Source organism: Bacillus aerius, from assembly GCF_029894105.1.
GTDB classification, from domain to species: Bacteria; Bacillota; Bacilli; order Bacillales; family Bacillaceae; genus Bacillus; species Bacillus altitudinis.
Window position 1 is genome coordinate 1,711,832 of the sequence record NZ_JARYHO010000001.1, and the last position, 16,417, is coordinate 1,728,248.

Consider the following 16,417-nt stretch of genomic DNA (forward strand, 5'->3'; position numbering starts at 1 on the left):
TTGGACATTTAAAAGGTGAGGGGATTTATATGGAAAATGCAGAGCTTGAATTGAGAAGGATTCGAGTGATCCTTCTTTTGATTGGAATCGTTGTCTTATTTGGATCATGCGCCATCTCGAACATCGAAACGAGACAAGAAAGTTGGCATAACCATGCTGGTGAGCATGATGGGAGCCATGTTGATGGTCTTTTACCATCATCTGTTGCGCTAAAAAATAATCACATTGCTGTTGTGAAAGATGATGAAGTACATGTATACCGGTTTGATGAAAAAGAAGGAGAGCTGACGCTCATTACGACAAAGTACATAGATGAATGGGATGAAGATGATGGTGATAGTGAAGACTTTGATGAAGAGTAAGCACGTAAATTTACAAATGAATGTGAAGTCGCTACACTATAAACATGCATCAGACATCTAGACAGAAAAGGATGAGTTCATGACACACAAAATTAAAATTAATCATTGGGAACAAACTTGTGAAGATGACTCCTGTTTCGAATATGGAACAAGCGTTTCTGTAAACGGGAAAGAGTTAGTAAGAGAAGCCTCGATCGTCTCTGCGCTTGAAGCGGTGCTCAAAGAATTAGGTGTTGAAGTGGAAATAACAGAAGTGTCAGAAGATTTACAGTGCGATGCCTACAAAAAATAAAACAAAAAGTCTAGTCTACTAAGCGATTTTTTTTCATGTTATGATAGATTTCGGTTTCAGTTGAATAGGGAGTAGGGCAGTCTATTTTTAGAACCTGCTCTGCTCTATTTATTTGAACGTACGAGTTCGGCTATGAATGTTCGGCCGGGTTGGTTGATTTTTTTCGTTTCGAGCATCTATATGTTGTGTTTTGAAAAAACATAGTATACTATATATAGTGAATAACGAAATGATCAACAATACTAAAAACTAGGTCGTGATGGAATTGATTCAAATCGTATTTGATTCAAAAACAGGAAATGTTCAACGCTTTTTGGACAAGACCCCTTTTACAGACAAACGAAAATTGACTGGAGAAGAGTTTTTGGATACGCCGTTTATTCTCGTCACCTTTACGACAGGATTTGGACAAGTCCCTGGTACCACTCAGTCATTTTTAGAGAAAAATGCGCACCTTTTACTAGGTGTAGCGGTGAGTGGGAACAAAGTGTGGGGAGATAACTTTGCCAAAAGCGCCGATACGATTTCTAAACAATATCAAGTTCCTATTTTGCACACCTTTGAACTAAGCGGAACAAAAAGGGATGTTGAATTGTTTACACAGGAGGTAGAAAGAATTGTCACAAAATCAGGTTCCAAAGTGGATACAATTAAATAACGAGATTATGATTCAAAAAGAAGGAAAGTTTCAGTTCGACAAGGACAAAGAAGCTGTACATAGTTATTTCGTAGATTATATTAATCAAAACACGGTCTTCTTTCATAATCTAGAAGAGAAGATTGATTACTTAATAGAAAACGACTACTATGAGGAAGAATTTTTAAGACAATACAGCATGTCAGATATTAAAGAAGTATTTGAAGCTGCATATGCCAAGAAATTTAGATTCCCATCATTTATGAGTGCGTTTAAGTTTTACAATGACTATGCACTGAAAACAAATGACAAAAAGAAAATCCTTGAACGCTATGAAGACCGCATTTCAGTTGTGGCTCTTTTCTTTGCGGGCGGAGACAAAAAGAAAGCACTTGAGTTTGTGGAACTGATGATCAACCAAGAGTATCAGCCAAGTACACCAACATTCTTAAACGCAGGCCGTAAAAGACGTGGTGAGCTGGTGAGCTGCTTCTTGCTTGAAGTGAATGACTCATTAAACGATATCTCAAGAGCCATTGATATTTCCATGCAGTTGTCTAAATTAGGCGGCGGCGTCAGCTTGAACCTTTCAAAGCTTCGTGCGAAAGGTGAAGCGATCAAAGATGTTGAAAATGCGACCAAAGGTGTCGTAGGCGTCATGAAACTTCTTGATAATGCATTCCGATATGCAGATCAAATGGGACAAAGACAAGGTTCAGGCAGTGCCTACCTGAATATTTTCCACAGAGATATTAATGATTTCTTAGATACGAAAAAAATCTCTGCGGATGAAGATGTTCGTGTGAAAACACTTTCGATCGGTGTCGTCATCCCAGATAAATTTATCGAGCTTGCTAGAGAAGATAAAACAGCTTACACATTCTATCCTCATACAGTTTATAAAGCTTATGGACAGCATCTTGATGAGATGGATATGGAAGAAATGTATGATGAGCTTGTAGAAAACCCGAAAGTCAAAAAAGAAAAAGTCAATCCGAGAAAACTTCTTGAAAAATTAGCTGTTCTGCGCTCAGAATCAGGCTATCCATATATCATGTTCCAAGATAATGTGAATAGAGAGCACGCTCTGAACCATATTTCACGTGTGAAATTCTCAAACCTTTGCTCAGAAGTACTTCAAGCTTCAGAAGTCTCTTCTTACACGGACTATGATCAAGATGATGAGATCGGACTTGATATTTCTTGTAACCTTGGTTCTTTAAATATCATGAACGTGATGAAAAACAAATCCATTGAAAAAACAGTCAAGCTTGCAACGGACTCACTTACACTTGTGTCTGAAACAACAGATATCCGCAATGCACCAGCTGTTAGAAAAGCGAACAAAGCGATGAAGTCGATTGGACTTGGTGCGATGAACCTTCACGGGTATTTAGCTCAAAACCAAATCGCTTATGAAAGTGAAGAAGCAAGAGATTTCGCTAATACGTTCTTTATGATGGTGAACTATTACTCCATTAAGCGTTCAAGTGAGCTTGCAAAAGAAAAAGGGGAAACATTCCACCGTTATGAGGGCTCTGGTTATGCAACAGGTGAGTACTTCAATAAATACGTGGAAAATGATTTCACTCCAAAAACAGAAAAAGCAGCTGCGCTATTTGAAGGGATGCACATTCCAACGAAAGAAGATTGGGCAGCACTCAAAGATTTTGTAGCGGAAAATGGCATGTATCATAGCTATCGATTATGTATTGCGCCAACAGGTTCTATTTCGTATGTTCAATCGGCAACAGCGTCTGTGATGCCAATTATGGAACGTATCGAAGAAAGAACATACGGAAACAGCAAAACGTATTATCCAATGCCAGGACTTTCAGCACAAAACTGGTTCTTTTATAAAGAAGCATACGATATGGACATGTTTAAAGTGGTCGATATGATCGCAACCATTCAGCAGCACGTCGATCAAGGAATCAGCTTTACATTATTCCTAAAAGATACGATGACAACGCGTGACTTAAATCGCATCGATCTTTATGCACACCATAAAGGCATTAAGACACTTTATTATGCAAGAACGAAGGATACAGGGCAGGAAGGCTGTCTTTCTTGTGTTGTTTGATTAAAGGAGAGTTTAACGTGACAAAAATTTATGATGCAGCCAACTGGTCAAAACACGAAGATGATTTTACACAAATGTTTTACAACCAAAACGTCAAGCAATTCTGGCTTCCAGAAGAGATTTCCTTAAACGGGGATCTCTTGACATGGAAATATTTAGGTGAAGAAGAGCGAGATACGTACATGAAGGTACTGGCTGGACTGACGTTACTTGATACAGAACAAGGAAATACAGGAATGCCGATAGTGGCTGAACATGTGGACGGTCATCAGCGTAAAGCCGTGTTAAACTTTATGGCTATGATGGAAAATGCCGTGCATGCAAAATCATACTCAAATATCTTCATGACACTTGCACCGACTGAAACGATTAGTGAAGTATTTGAATGGGTCAAGAAAAATAAATTCTTGCAAAAGAAAGCAGATATGATTGTAGGTCTGTACCGTTCCATTCAAAAGGATGACCCGATTTCATTATTTAAAGCAATGGTTGCTTCAGTGTATTTAGAAAGCTTCCTATTCTATAGCGGCTTTTATTACCCGCTATATTTCTACGGTCAAGGAAAGCTCATGCAAAGTGGTGAAATCATTAACTTGATTTTGCGCGATGAAGCGATTCACGGTGTGTATGTTGGATTGTTAGCACAAGAAATTTACAACAAACAAACACCTGACGTGCAAAAAGAGCTTTATGATTTCTCTATCGATCTGCTTAATGAGCTTTATGAAAATGAACTTCATTACACTGAGGATATTTATGACCAAGTCAATTTATCGCATGATGTGAAAAAGTTCATTCGTTACAATGCCAATAAAGCGTTAATGAACCTTGGATTTGCCCCTTACTTTGAAGAAGAAGAGATCAACCCAATTGTATTGAACGGACTCAATACAAAAACAAAGTCACATGACTTCTTCTCAATGAAAGGGAACGGCTACAAAAAGGCAACAGTTGAGCCGTTAAAAGATGACGATTTCTTCTTTGGAGATGAATCATAAGAAAGCGTAAAAGTCAAAACGCATCACTCGTTTTGGCTTTTTGCCATTTCTAACAATGTGTTACATACTGGAGGATACCGAACATGGGAAAAATGGACGAAATGATTTTAGTTGCACCGCGCGCACGCGTGTTCCAAAACGAAACACTTGCGTTTAATGGTGTGAATAGTGAAGAGAAAACAATCAGCACCATTATGAAAGAAATCGAAGAACACTTCGAGCAGATGCGAAGAGGCGATGCAGAAGAAAACCCTGACTTCAAACAGCCGATACCTTATGTCGTGATTAAGCGTGAGGACGAAGTGTATGTATATGAAAGACTTCAAGGTGGGGGAGAGACGCGCTTACATCATAAGTTATCTCTTGGCTTTGGGGGTCATATGAATTTCATTGAAGGAAAAAATTTTGCTGAGATTCTAAAAGAAAATACCGATCGTGAACTGGACGAGGAACTTTCGATTCAAGAAGAAGACAAACTTGAGATGAAAACCCTTGGACTCATTAATGATGATGACAACAGTGTCGGCCGTGTGCACATCGGACTGTTATCGGCCCTTGAATTATCGCCGGGTGCTCATGTAGAAGTAAAAGAAACAGATCAAATCTCAGGCAAATGGATGAAAGTAACAGATTTGAAAAAGCCTGAGTACTTCGATCGTCTTGAAACATGGTCTCAATTTGTCGTGAACATTTTAGCATAATTGGATAGACAACAAACCGGCTCTAAAGATGACTTGAGCCGGTTTGTTTTTTAGATTATTGAAAAACGAATGCGTCGTGACCGGCCTGCTTTAATCGGGCGACGAGGTCATCTGCATTTTGCTTTGAACGGAAAGCGCCAGCTTGGACTCGGTACATGCCGCTATCCAGTACGACCAGCGCTTCAAATCCTTTGGATCTGAGTGTAGCTGCTAGTTCATCCGCATTGGCTTTGACCTTGAAAGCCCCTGCTTGCACTTTATATAGGTTACTTGCTTTTTTTTTCAATTGAAGGGCTTTTTCTAATCCAGTGGCATGAGCACGAGCGATCCCTTGAAGGAAAGTAGCGTTACGGAGCTTATTTGCATCAGCTACCGTATCGATGAAACCGTTTTCAGTTAAAATGGCAGACATAGAAGTTTCCCGAAGAACGTGGAAGTTCGCTGTTTTCTTGCCGCGGTCGGCAAAATCAACGGAGCGGACAATCTCATCATGAAGAGCATTGCGATACGTGGTGGTTGGTGCTGAAACGCCAGGATACACATAACTTTCAAAACCTGTGCCTCCGCCAGCATTAATATGAATAGACACGAAATAGTCAGCTCCCCAGCTGTTTGCCGCATTCGTACGCTGGGATAACGTGACGGATTGGTCAATTGAACGACTTAAGCGGACGGAAACCCCATCATATTCACTAATCAACATATCTCTCAGAAAAAGCGCAATTTGCAGTGTGATATTTTTCTCCAAAAGTCCATTAGCAGCAGCTCCAGAATCTGTTCCTCCGTGGCCAGGATCAATAAAAATTTTCACCATCTATTCATCACCTCGTCTTTATTTTATGAGGAAATAGAAAAATTGCCTGTACAAAATGCGGAAATCATCGAGACTCTTTTCTGCACAATTTGTGATGAAAAAGCGCCATTTTTCTAAGAAAAAACAAATTGTTGGTTTGTCCGCCCGAAATGGATGAATACAATGGAAATAGCACATCATTTCCTGGGAAACCGCACAATCCCCTACAATAACCGGTATCTCGGGTCATTTTGACAGTAAACCGATGCTAGTGCGGGCGATTGTCACGATTACAGCTCCACCCGAATAGATTAAAGAGAGAAGAGCGAGAGGTGAATACGTTGGAGCGAGCTGTCACATATAAAAATAACGGCCAAATCAACATTATACTTAATGGACAGAAGCAAGTATTGGTTGATGCAGATTCAGAGGCAGAATACCTAGAGGCCTTGCAAAAAAATGAGGCCAAACACAGCATCTTACGAGAAATAGAACGAGAAATGAACAGCCTTGTCGGGATGGATGAAATGAAACGAAACATAAAAGAAATTTATGCTTGGATTTTTGTGAATCAAAAAAGACAAGAACAAGGATTAAAAGTAGGAAAACAAGCGCTTCATATGATGTTTAAAGGAAATCCTGGCACAGGGAAGACAACGGTTGCACGGCTTGTCGGGAAGCTTTTCTTTGAAATGAATGTTCTTTCAAAGGGGCACTTAATTGAAGCAGAACGAGGAGATCTGGTTGGAGAGTACATTGGACATACAGCTCAAAAAACAAGAGATTTGATTAAAAAATCACTAGGCGGCATTTTGTTCATCGATGAAGCCTATTCTCTTGCCCGCGGAGGAGAGAAGGATTTCGGGAAAGAAGCCATTGATACCCTTGTAAAACATATGGAGGATAAGCAGCATGAATTCATCCTCATCTTAGCTGGATACTCCAAGGAAATGGATCATTTTCTTTCTCTAAATCCTGGTCTGCAATCGAGATTTCCGATCAATATCAACTTCCCTGATTATACGGTCGATCAGCTGATGGATATTGCAAAACGAATGATGGCCGATCGGGAATATGTCTTTACCCAAGAGGCAGAATGGAAACTGCGAGACTATTTAATGCACATCAAGAGCACAACGAGTCCTGCCAAATTCAGCAACGGCCGTTTTGTGCGAAACACCATTGAAAAAGCGATTCGAACTCAGGCGATGAGGCTGCTTCTTGTGGATCATTATGATAAAAAAGACTTACTTACGATTAAAAGCCATGATCTGCAAATGAAAGAGGATACGCCTTCTTGAAATGGCGTATCCTTTTTGTAAAGAGACAAGAAATTAAACCTTCCGAATGGTGGTATACGTGTGGTGTGTTTGGTATGATGGTACTACTGAAACTTAAGTACAGAAAGGAAACAACTGACGTTGAATGAACATGAAATGATCGAAAAAGCGATCCTTGTCGGCTGTCAACTGCCGCATATAACGGATGAACGCTTTCAATATTCTATGGAAGAATTAGCTTCCTTAACCAAAACAGCTGGCGGTGAAGCTGTCAGCATCATGACGCAAAAAAGAAATAGACAAGACAGCGCGACTTACATCGGGAAAGGGAAAGTGGAAGAGCTTGAAGTGCTTTGCGACGAGTTAGACTGTGACGTTATTATTTTTAACGACGAGCTTTCGCCTAGCCAGTTAAAAGCTTTGGCGACTGCCTTAGATGTGAAAATTATTGACCGTACGCAATTGATTCTAGACATCTTTGCCAAAAGAGCCCGTACAAGAGAGGGGAAGCTGCAAATAGAGCTTGCCCAGCTTCAGTATGCCTTGCCGAGACTGAGTGGACAAGGGATCAGCCTTTCAAGACAAGGCGGCGGAATTGGCGCAAGAGGTCCAGGTGAAACAAAACTTGAAACAGACAGACGTCATATTCGAAACCGCATACACGAAATTCACGGACAACTGTCTGCAGTCAAAGAACATCGCACGAGATACCGGGAACGACGGAAGAAAAATGGCGTATTCCAAATCGCTATTGTCGGGTACACAAATGCCGGGAAATCAACATTGTTTAACCAGTTAACAGAAGCGGATAGCCATGAAGAAGATTTGCTGTTTGCCACACTTGATCCAATGACGCGTAAAATGACACTTGAATCTGGCTACAGTGTACTGATTTCCGATACAGTTGGTTTTATTCAAGACCTTCCAACCACACTGATTGCAGCATTTCGTTCCACTCTTGAAGAAGTAAAAGAAGCAGACTATTTGCTTCATGTGATCGATTCTTCGAATGAGGATTATGAAGGGCACGAACGAACGGTTCATAAGCTTTTAGAAGAATTAGAAGCTGATCGTATTCCGATGCTGACTGTCTATAACAAAAAAGACCAAATCCGGCCGGATTTTATCCCTTCCTCAAAGCAGCGCCACATTTTAATCAGTGCTAGGCGCGAGGAAGATGTGAAGCGGTTAAAAGCGGATATCATGGCTGAACTGAAAAAAGATTTTTTAAAGCCATATCATGTAAGGATTCCGGCATATGAAGGGAAACTCATATCTGCCTTAAAGTCAGAAACCTTGGTGGAATCACTGGAATTTCAAAAGGAAGCAGAGCTTTATGACATCACTGGATTTAGTGGTGAGGAGCAAACCATATTAGGACAAATCAAGAAGTATATGTTGTAGGAAAGGAATTAAATCACGATGTTTCACACTTTAAAACATGGCGCCATTTTAGAAAAAATAGCAGCAGAAGCAGAACAAGACATTTCACAAATACATCAGCAAATTGATCGAAAGAGCGAACAAAATGAGTGGCGGGTTCTTGAAAGCTACCGGAAACATAAAGTCAGCGACTCTCATTTTAACCCGACAACTGGTTATGGCTACGATGATATGGGAAGAGACACGTTAGAAAAGATCTATGCGGATGTATTTGGAGGGGAAAGCGGTCTTGTACGCCCGCAGATCATTTCTGGAACACATGCCATTTCCATCGCCTTATTTGGTGTGCTAAGACCTGGTGATGAATTGATCTACATGACGGGGAAACCTTACGATACCCTAGAAGAGATTGTCGGGATTCGCGGCAAAGAAGGGACAGGCTCATTAAAAGATTTTCAGATCGATTACAAAGCCATTGATTTGCGTCAAGATGGATCTGTCGATTTCGACAAAGTCAAAGAATCTATTTCCAAAAAAACAAAAGTCATCGGGATTCAGCGTTCTAAAGGCTATGCGTCAAGACCATCCTTTACAATAGAAGAAATTGAACAAATGATTTCATTTGTGAAAGACATCAATGAGGACATCATTGTATTTGTTGACAACTGTTATGGTGAATTTACTGAATTGCAAGAGCCGTGTCATGTGGGTGCAGACCTTATGGCAGGTTCGCTCATTAAAAACCCAGGCGGCGGCCTTGCCAAAACGGGCGGCTACATTGTTGGAAAAGAAAAATGGGTAGAAGCTTGCTCTTATCGAATGACATCTCCAGGCATCGGCAGTGAAGCGGGTGCATCGCTGTATGCGCTCCAGGAAATGTATCAAGGATTTTTCTTAGCACCGCATGTTGTTGCACAAAGTTTAAAAGGCGCCGTGTTTACAGCGCGTTTTCTTGAAAAACTCGGGTTCCAAACAAACCCGTCGTGGAATGCGAAAAGAACCGACTTGATTCAATCTGTAGAATTTGGAGACCCTAAAAAAATGATTGCATTTTGTCAGGCCATTCAATATGCATCACCGATTAACAGTCATGTCACACCGCATGCGAGCTATATGCCGGGATACGAGGACGATGTTATTATGGCAGCGGGCACATTTGTCCAAGGAGCCAGCATTGAATTATCTGCCGATGGTCCGATCAGACCGCCGTACACAGCCTATGTTCAGGGCGGTCTCACGTATGCCCATGTGAAAAATGCCATTTGCAGTGCTGTAGATGCCTTACTAGAGCAAGGTTTTATTGAAGTGCCTGCTCGATAAAAAAATCCATGTTAATATTCCTAACATTTCGTTGACACATAATATAACATGACATATAATAAATTTAAGCAAAGAGGAGGAGACAGTTGAGATGAGTGATAACATTCGCCGCTCAATGCCTTTATTCCCAATTGGGATTGTCATGCAGCTAACAGAATTATCTGCAAGACAAATTCGCTATTATGAGGAAAATGGTTTAGTATTTCCAGCTAGAAGTGATGGGAATCGCCGATTATTTTCTTTCCATGATGTTGATAAATTACTAGAAATCAAAAACCTCATCGAACAAGGTGTAAACATGGCAGGAATCAAAAAACTTTTTGCCAAAGCTGAGGCAGAAAATCCATCGTCTGAAACAAAGACAGAGGAGAAAACCACAGCGAAGCACAACTTGACAGATGATGAACTCAGGAAGCTACTGAAGAAGGAACTCATTCAGGCTGGACGTTTCCAACAAGGAACGACCTTTAGGCAGGGGGATATGTCAAGGTTCTTCCGTTAACCAATTAGCAAAAGCATTGCTATACACATTTTACCTTTTGTAGGGGAGGAGTTTTACGAAATGGCAAAGTACACAAGAGAAGATATCGTAAAATTAGTAAATGAGGAAAACGTAAAGTACATCCGTCTGCAATTTACAGACATTCTCGGAACAATTAAAAATGTTGAGATTCCTGTGAGCCAGTTAGAAAAAGCTCTCGATAACAAATGTATGTTTGATGGTTCATCTATTGAAGGGTTTGTACGTATTGAAGAATCAGATATGTACCTATATCCAGATCTAAACACGTTTGTTATTTTCCCTTGGACAGCAGAAAAAGGTAAAGTTGCACGCTTTATTTGTGACATTTATAAGCCAGACGGAACACCATTTGATGGAGACCCTCGTAACAACTTAAAGCGTATCTTGAAGGAAATGGAAGAACTAGGATTTAGTGATTTCAACCTTGGACCTGAGCCAGAATTCTTCTTATTTAAATTAGACGAAAAAGGCGAGCCAACGCTCGAACTAAACGATAAAGGTGGATACTTTGACCTTGCACCAACAGATTTAGGTGAAAACTGCCGCCGTGACATCGTGCTTGAGCTTGAAGAAATGGGCTTTGAAATTGAAGCTTCTCACCACGAAGTAGCACCTGGTCAGCATGAAATTGATTTCAAATATGCAGGCGCCATCCGTTCTTGTGATGACATTCAAACGTTCAAGCTTGTTGTGAAAACAATCGCTAGAAAGCACGGTCTTCATGCGACATTCATGCCAAAACCATTGTTCGGTGTAAACGGATCTGGTATGCACTGTAACCTATCATTATTTAAAAATGGTAAAAACGCATTCTTTAATGAGAAAGCAGACTTACAATTAAGCGAGACGGCTAGACACTTTATCGCAGGTATTGTGAAGCACGCAACAAGCTTCACAGCGGTCACAAACCCGACGGTGAACTCTTACAAACGTCTTGTTCCTGGCTATGAAGCACCTTGCTACGTAGCATGGAGTGCACAAAACCGCAGCCCATTGATTCGTATTCCAGCATCACGCGGCATTAGCACACGTGTAGAAGTACGCAGTGTAGACCCATCTGCAAACCCATACCTTGCACTAAGCGTATTACTTGCAGCAGGTCTAGACGGAATCAAAAACAAACTAGACGCACCAGCGCCAATCGACAGAAACATCTATGTCATGGACAAAGAAGAGCGCCTTGAAAACGGCATCGCTGACTTACCTGCAACACTTGCAGAAGCACTTGAGCTGCTCAAGTCAAACGAAGTCATGATCAACGCACTAGGCGATCACTTATTCGAGCACTTCATCGAATCAAAAGAAATCGAATGGGATATGTTCCGCACCCAAGTACACCCATGGGAACGCGATCAGTATATGTCTCAGTATTAATAAAGAAAACCCCTTGGAGCCATTGGCTTCAGGGTGTTTTTTGAGGGTGTTTTTATTTTAATTAGTATATTTTTATAATCGAAAGAGCCACTTCTTATGCAGAAGTGGCTCTATGTTATTTATGACTAAAATAACTCAAGGTACTATTAATAATTAAGGTGATCACAGATGCAATCAGTAAAGATATACTGATTGCACCCAGTCCTAAACCTTCCCACTTTCCTACGAAAAAACTTATTAATAATAAGATAATACTTATGAGAATGAGAATCGATGGTATTCCATACTGTAAAGGTGCATTCTTTCTTTTAAAGATCAAAGAAACACCCAATATAACAATCGTAAGGATAACTGTTAGCAGCCAAAATGATGACATTTATTGACCTTCCTTCTTTTAAAAATATATGAAATTATTTTATTTCCTCATCCATTACTTTCTTATACTTTTCAAATTCAGCATCTTTCATTTGTAATAAAAAGTTTCCTTTTGAATAGGTGTGAGAGAAGAACATAGATCCAGCATTGCCTAACTCATCATAATAAGATTTCGCCTGCTGTAAATCAGTTTCATTTCCAAATTTAAAAATCCGTCCACCAGCATTTTCACCTAAGGAAGGAACGAGAATTCTTTTTCCTTCTTCTCTTATATTTCCAAACTCTTTTTGTTTAAGATCAGATGGTTTTTCTGCTTCAAGCCCAGCACTTTTAAAAGCTTCAATAATATTGGCTGTCGTGAGCTGTTTTTCATTTGATGCTGCGCTACTGCAAGCTGTTAGCATCATTAAACAAATAAAAATGAATATAGATAATTTCTTCATATTGGATCCTCCTGATTTTTAGGTGCAAAGGAAATTTTACATGAAGTACCTTCTTTTTACTATCGTTTCGACAAAAATAGACAGCGTGAATGACTAAGTAACAAATATTCTTCTTTTATTTTGATTAAATTGTCAAATATACTCATCAAGGTGGTATAATTATGTGCATATTTTACTAGGAGGCATCACCTTGAAATCATTTTGGGAAATAGACGAGGAAGGTTACTATACGTTAAAAAAGATCAACGAAGCAGAAATAGCTAAAGCTGAAAAGAAACTTGGAGTCATTTTACCAGATACATATAAAAAGCTCATATTAAAACAGAATGGTGGTTATACCGTTCATAATGCTTTTCCAACCACTTACTCTAATTCATGGGCTGAGGATCATATTCAATTTAATCACCTGATGGGTATCGCCGAAGGTGAAGGAATTATGGATAGTGCCTACTTAATAAAAGAGTGGGAGCTGCCAGAAGGGCTTGTTTTGATTAACGGCGATGGCCATACTTGGGTAGCGATGGATTATCGAAAGACGAAAGAGAATCCTGCAATTCATTATTTTGATGTTGAGATGGAAGAAGACTTTAAATTAGCAGATTCCTTTGATGAATTCATTGAGGGGCTTTATACAGCTGAGTACAGTGTTGATGAGGAAGCAGCAGAGGGTGAATACGAAGAAGAAGAGGAGGAATATATAACTAAAGCAGAACTTGAAGCGATCTTAGAGAAAGAAGCAGCTAATCCAGCCGATATTCATCAAATTACTAAATATCCGTTACAAGATTTAGAAGAAGTAGAGTGGTTCTTTAAAAGAATAAAAAGTTACATTGAATCTGTTAAAGATGAAGACGTTCTTTTTGAAGTAGCTAGAAGCATTGAAACAATCCTTATATTAAGAGTATATACAATGCCAAGTAACGATATTATAAAAAAGACATTATTTGAAATTGTAGACATTTTTGAAAAAACTAAAATTCCTCAGATAACTGTAACAGCTGGAAATTTCGCTGTTAATATTGATTTTTTAGATTAAGGCAAAATTAGAGAATGTAGAGTATACTGTATAGGTTGAATTTTCAAAGAGTGAATGAGAACGGATGTTTAATTATCTGTTTTGATTTCATTATAATATAATTTAGATTGACCCCTTCATGAACCTGGCTGAAACTCAGTCAGGTCTTTTTATATCAATTTCAAAACAATATTTTGTGAATTTCTTTTTAAAAAATGAAGGTGGTCAATAAAAGAAATAAGTATCAAGTCCTTTCTGGCTACTCTCTCTTTTAACCAACTCTTATAATTGCATACCATTCAATTATTATCATATTTGCGGGATACCGAAAATTTCTATTATGAGCAGATTCACTTTACATATGTTGTAAAATGCGTGTTAGAATTATACTAGGGATTTGTTTAGAAGGGGGTAAAGGAATGTCAGGATTAATTGCCTCTCAGGAGGTAGGGAACATGTTAAACACTTGGAATCTTGCGATACAAAAAGGGGATTTATCGGCAGCTATAGAAATGCAAGATGACATAGACAGGGCAATTGATTTAATGGAAGAAAATCAAGATATTCTTTTGTACTATCAACTTTTGAGCTTTAGGCTTAAGCTGAAACTTCAGAATATTAGCAGAAATTTAGATAAGCCATTCTTTCAGCGGAATGCTCCAGACGAAAAAGAAGAAAAAACAAATAAACTCATGTCATATTACTTCTACTTTTATAATGGGATCTATCATGACTACTTGCAAGATTATGATAAGGCATTAAGTTACTTCAGAATAGCTGAAAAAAAGTTGGCTTATGTTGATGATGAAATAGAAAAAGCTGAATTTCATTATAAAATCGCAGTTCTATTTTATGATTTGAAAATGACCTTTTTATCAAAATATCATGCACAAATTGCGTGTGATACATTTAATGCGCATGAAACATATATCAAAAGACAGATTAACTGTAGGATGCTACATGCGTTAAACTTAATTGATCAATTTGAATATGATAAAGCAAGAGCTCTTTTTAGTGAAGCTGAGAATATGATCGAAAGTATTAATGACAATCATTTAATCATTCATCTATATTACAATATGGGTTTTCTAGAAAGCAAAAAAGAAAATTTAGAAGAAGCATCAGCACTATTTAGGCGCACGTTGAGTTATAAAGAGATCGAAAATCAAGATTTATTGAAGATGAGATGTTTATATGAACTTTCTAGAATAGAAATCTCCAGTAAAAGTAATGACGCGATTGAATGGATTGATCTAGGCATTTCTTTATCAGAACAAGTCAACCATAACGTTTTTCAAATAAAATTTAAATTGTTAAAAGAACTATTGTATGAAAAAAATCAATCTCAATTGAACAATATAAACAATCTGTGTTTAGAGCTTGAAGAGAAAAGAGTATGGGTTGATTTAGAGGAGATTCTGGTTGATGTGGCGAAATATTTAGAGGGGAGAGGCTTGCTGAAACAGTCATTAAATTACTATAAAAGAGCCTTACTCGCAAGCCAGTATGTAGGAAAAGGAGTGAATTAATTGAAGAAGTCGGTTTTTATTACATTTTCACTAGCTGTGGTAGCTCTAGGTACACTTTTCTTTACAAACGGTTTGACTCAACCTCTACATGAAGATGTCCAAACAGTTGCATCAAGAGGTAGCTCTGGAGGTTAATTGGTTAAAAAACGATAAAGTGGATTAAAGTGTCAGGCTCCTTATGGTATTCTGGTAAAAGAATATGCCATAAAGGAGTCTATTTTATATTAGGTGCTCCATTTGCTTTGATGGCAGCGTATAGAGATACTAAAAAAACAAATGAATTAATTAAGATTTTTGAAGAGGAAACTTTCAGTGTCCGTTAGAGGAACTCTGGGTATTACCCAATTTCACTGTATATATTTATGCGAGAGCTGTATAAAGCATGGGATTCTGAAAAAACGAAAAAAATTTATGAAGAATTTCAGGATGTTTTTATGAAGAAAGAGAAGAAAACAATTTGAGATAAAAATAAATATAGTACATACTTTCAATTTTGTTACTTAAATCCTAAATATGGAACTGACTGTAGAATGTTAAGACTGATTGTTTTATAATTTCACGGTAACATAACGTAATTAAAAGTATAAAACGTAAGTGAAAGTATATCGGGGGATTTGGATGATAAAAAAAGAAGTTTTTCAAATAGTTTTGTTTACAGTCCTTTTGGCAATTTTTCTTTATCAAGGTGTACAAAGAGATTTTCCTTTTGAATATCTGATTACCTTAGTTGTGTGCTATGTTGCTGTAATAGTTTATAGAATTATAAAAGTAATGAAATATAAAAAGGAGCAAAGTACAGTTAAGTAGTTTGAGCTATTTTTGTTTGCGGTGTCCGCAATCACTATTTGGATCAGACGTTTGAGGTCATGGCTCTTTGGCATGTTGGCATTAAGAATTATATAATGAACTAAATTTAACTTCGGAGGTGCTTTTATATGTCTATTCAAGTGGAGGATGATGATGTTTTAGAGATGTGTAATATATATGCTCAAGAAACTCATCACAGAGAAGCATTGATTTTAGGAAACAGGAAGGGTCTATTGGAATTAAAAAATGCGATAGATCAGGCTTTAAAAAACGGCAGTGCTGTTGCAAATTTATACCCATCTGATTTTGAAGGGTATGAAACTTGTATTGCTCTAGTGGATGATGAAAAGCAGTTTGAGAAATTAATTACTCCTTATGTAGAGGAATATACACAAGATGATGATGCGATTGATCCAATTGATATTATTAAAGAGTACGATTCCAAAAAAGAAAAACCCTTATAATAGGGTTTCAGCGTGTAGACAAAGTCTACACGCTTTTT

18 protein-coding genes are annotated in these 16,417 nt (G+C 38.3%); 15 read left to right on the top strand and 3 right to left on the bottom strand.

Features of this window, described 5'->3' with window-relative positions; all coding sequences use genetic code 11:
• Positions 1–29 precede the first annotated feature (29 nt).
• From M2353_RS08745 to M2353_RS08770, 6 genes are all read left to right on the top strand, one after another.
• Positions 30–362, top strand: coding sequence for a YmzC family protein (locus tag M2353_RS08745; RefSeq protein WP_284725263.1), 333 nt, complete (start codon positions 30–32; stop codon positions 360–362).
• 79 nt (positions 363–441) lie between these two features.
• The gene (locus M2353_RS08750) at positions 442–654 is read left to right on the top strand and encodes a hypothetical protein (protein WP_003212415.1); all 213 of its coding nucleotides are present in this window, start codon (positions 442–444) and stop codon (positions 652–654) included.
• Positions 655–919: 265 nt separating this feature from the next.
• Entirely contained in the window at positions 920–1,312 is a 393-nt protein-coding gene (gene nrdI, locus M2353_RS08755) for a class Ib ribonucleoside-diphosphate reductase assembly flavoprotein NrdI (RefSeq protein WP_017359034.1), read from the top strand.
• Entirely contained in the window at positions 1,272–3,374 is a 2,103-nt protein-coding gene (gene nrdE / locus M2353_RS08760) for a class 1b ribonucleoside-diphosphate reductase subunit alpha (RefSeq protein ID WP_017359033.1), read from the top strand. The genes nrdI and nrdE overlap by 41 nt, the downstream gene beginning before the upstream one ends.
• 17 nt (positions 3,375–3,391) lie before the next feature.
• Positions 3,392–4,372 (top strand): class 1b ribonucleoside-diphosphate reductase subunit beta, encoded by a 981-nt coding sequence (nrdF, locus tag M2353_RS08765; protein WP_008344010.1) that lies wholly within the window; start codon positions 3,392–3,394, stop codon positions 4,370–4,372.
• A gap of 83 nt (positions 4,373–4,455) precedes the next feature.
• On the top strand, positions 4,456–5,073 hold the full coding sequence (locus tag M2353_RS08770; RefSeq protein WP_058213759.1) for a hypothetical protein: 618 nt from the start codon (positions 4,456–4,458) through the stop codon (positions 5,071–5,073).
• A gap of 55 nt (positions 5,074–5,128) precedes the next feature.
• Here the strand turns inward: M2353_RS08770 and M2353_RS08775 are convergent, their stop codons facing one another.
• The gene (locus tag M2353_RS08775; protein WP_008344009.1) at positions 5,129–5,887 is read right to left on the bottom strand and encodes an N-acetylmuramoyl-L-alanine amidase; all 759 of its coding nucleotides are present in this window, start codon (positions 5,885–5,887) and stop codon (positions 5,129–5,131) included.
• A gap of 320 nt (positions 5,888–6,207) precedes the next feature.
• Between M2353_RS08775 and spoVK the strand changes: the two genes are divergently transcribed.
• The 5 genes from spoVK (at position 6,208) to glnA (ending at position 11,746) form a co-directional block, all read left to right on the top strand.
• Entirely contained in the window at positions 6,208–7,167 is a 960-nt protein-coding gene (spoVK, locus tag M2353_RS08780; RefSeq protein ID WP_008344008.1) for a stage V sporulation protein K, read from the top strand.
• A gap of 120 nt (positions 7,168–7,287) precedes the next feature.
• Complete coding sequence (gene hflX, locus M2353_RS08785; protein ID WP_017359031.1) at positions 7,288–8,550, top strand: GTPase HflX; 1,263 nt, start codon at positions 7,288–7,290, stop codon at positions 8,548–8,550.
• An 18-nt stretch (positions 8,551–8,568) separates the two neighbouring features.
• Entirely contained in the window at positions 8,569–9,849 is a 1,281-nt protein-coding gene (locus tag M2353_RS08790; protein ID WP_284725264.1) for a methionine gamma-lyase family protein, read from the top strand.
• Positions 9,850–9,940: 91 nt separating this feature from the next.
• Positions 9,941–10,351, top strand: a complete 411-nt coding sequence (locus tag M2353_RS08795; protein WP_007499423.1) for a MerR family transcriptional regulator — start codon at positions 9,941–9,943, stop codon at positions 10,349–10,351.
• Between the two features lie 60 nt (positions 10,352–10,411).
• Positions 10,412–11,746, top strand: a complete 1,335-nt coding sequence (glnA, locus tag M2353_RS08800) for a type I glutamate--ammonia ligase (protein WP_284725265.1) — start codon at positions 10,412–10,414, stop codon at positions 11,744–11,746.
• A gap of 115 nt (positions 11,747–11,861) precedes the next feature.
• On the opposite strand, the gene M2353_RS08805 is transcribed toward glnA, so the two are convergent.
• Positions 11,862–12,122 (bottom strand): YesK family protein, encoded by a 261-nt coding sequence (locus M2353_RS08805; RefSeq protein ID WP_024720407.1) that lies wholly within the window; start codon positions 12,120–12,122, stop codon positions 11,862–11,864.
• Positions 12,123–12,156: 34 nt separating this feature from the next.
• A complete protein-coding gene (locus tag M2353_RS08810) occupies positions 12,157–12,564 on the bottom strand; it encodes a stress protein (RefSeq protein ID WP_284725266.1) in 408 nt (135 codons plus the stop codon).
• Positions 12,565–12,754: 190 nt separating this feature from the next.
• Between M2353_RS08810 and M2353_RS08815 the strand changes: the two genes are divergently transcribed.
• The 4 genes from M2353_RS08815 to M2353_RS08830 all read left to right on the top strand — a co-directional run bounded on the left by M2353_RS08815 (position 12,755) and on the right by M2353_RS08830 (position 16,379).
• Complete coding sequence (locus M2353_RS08815) at positions 12,755–13,600, top strand: SMI1/KNR4 family protein (protein WP_284725267.1); 846 nt, start codon at positions 12,755–12,757, stop codon at positions 13,598–13,600.
• A gap of 398 nt (positions 13,601–13,998) precedes the next feature.
• Entirely contained in the window at positions 13,999–15,108 is a 1,110-nt protein-coding gene (locus M2353_RS08820) for a response regulator aspartate phosphatase (protein ID WP_039166523.1), read from the top strand.
• The gene (locus tag M2353_RS08825; protein WP_259254329.1) at positions 15,109–15,243 is read left to right on the top strand and encodes a hypothetical protein; all 135 of its coding nucleotides are present in this window, start codon (positions 15,109–15,111) and stop codon (positions 15,241–15,243) included.
• Positions 15,244–16,043: 800 nt separating this feature from the next.
• A complete protein-coding gene (locus M2353_RS08830) occupies positions 16,044–16,379 on the top strand; it encodes a hypothetical protein (protein WP_268363704.1) in 336 nt (111 codons plus the stop codon).
• The last annotated feature ends 38 nt before the right edge of the window (positions 16,380–16,417 follow it).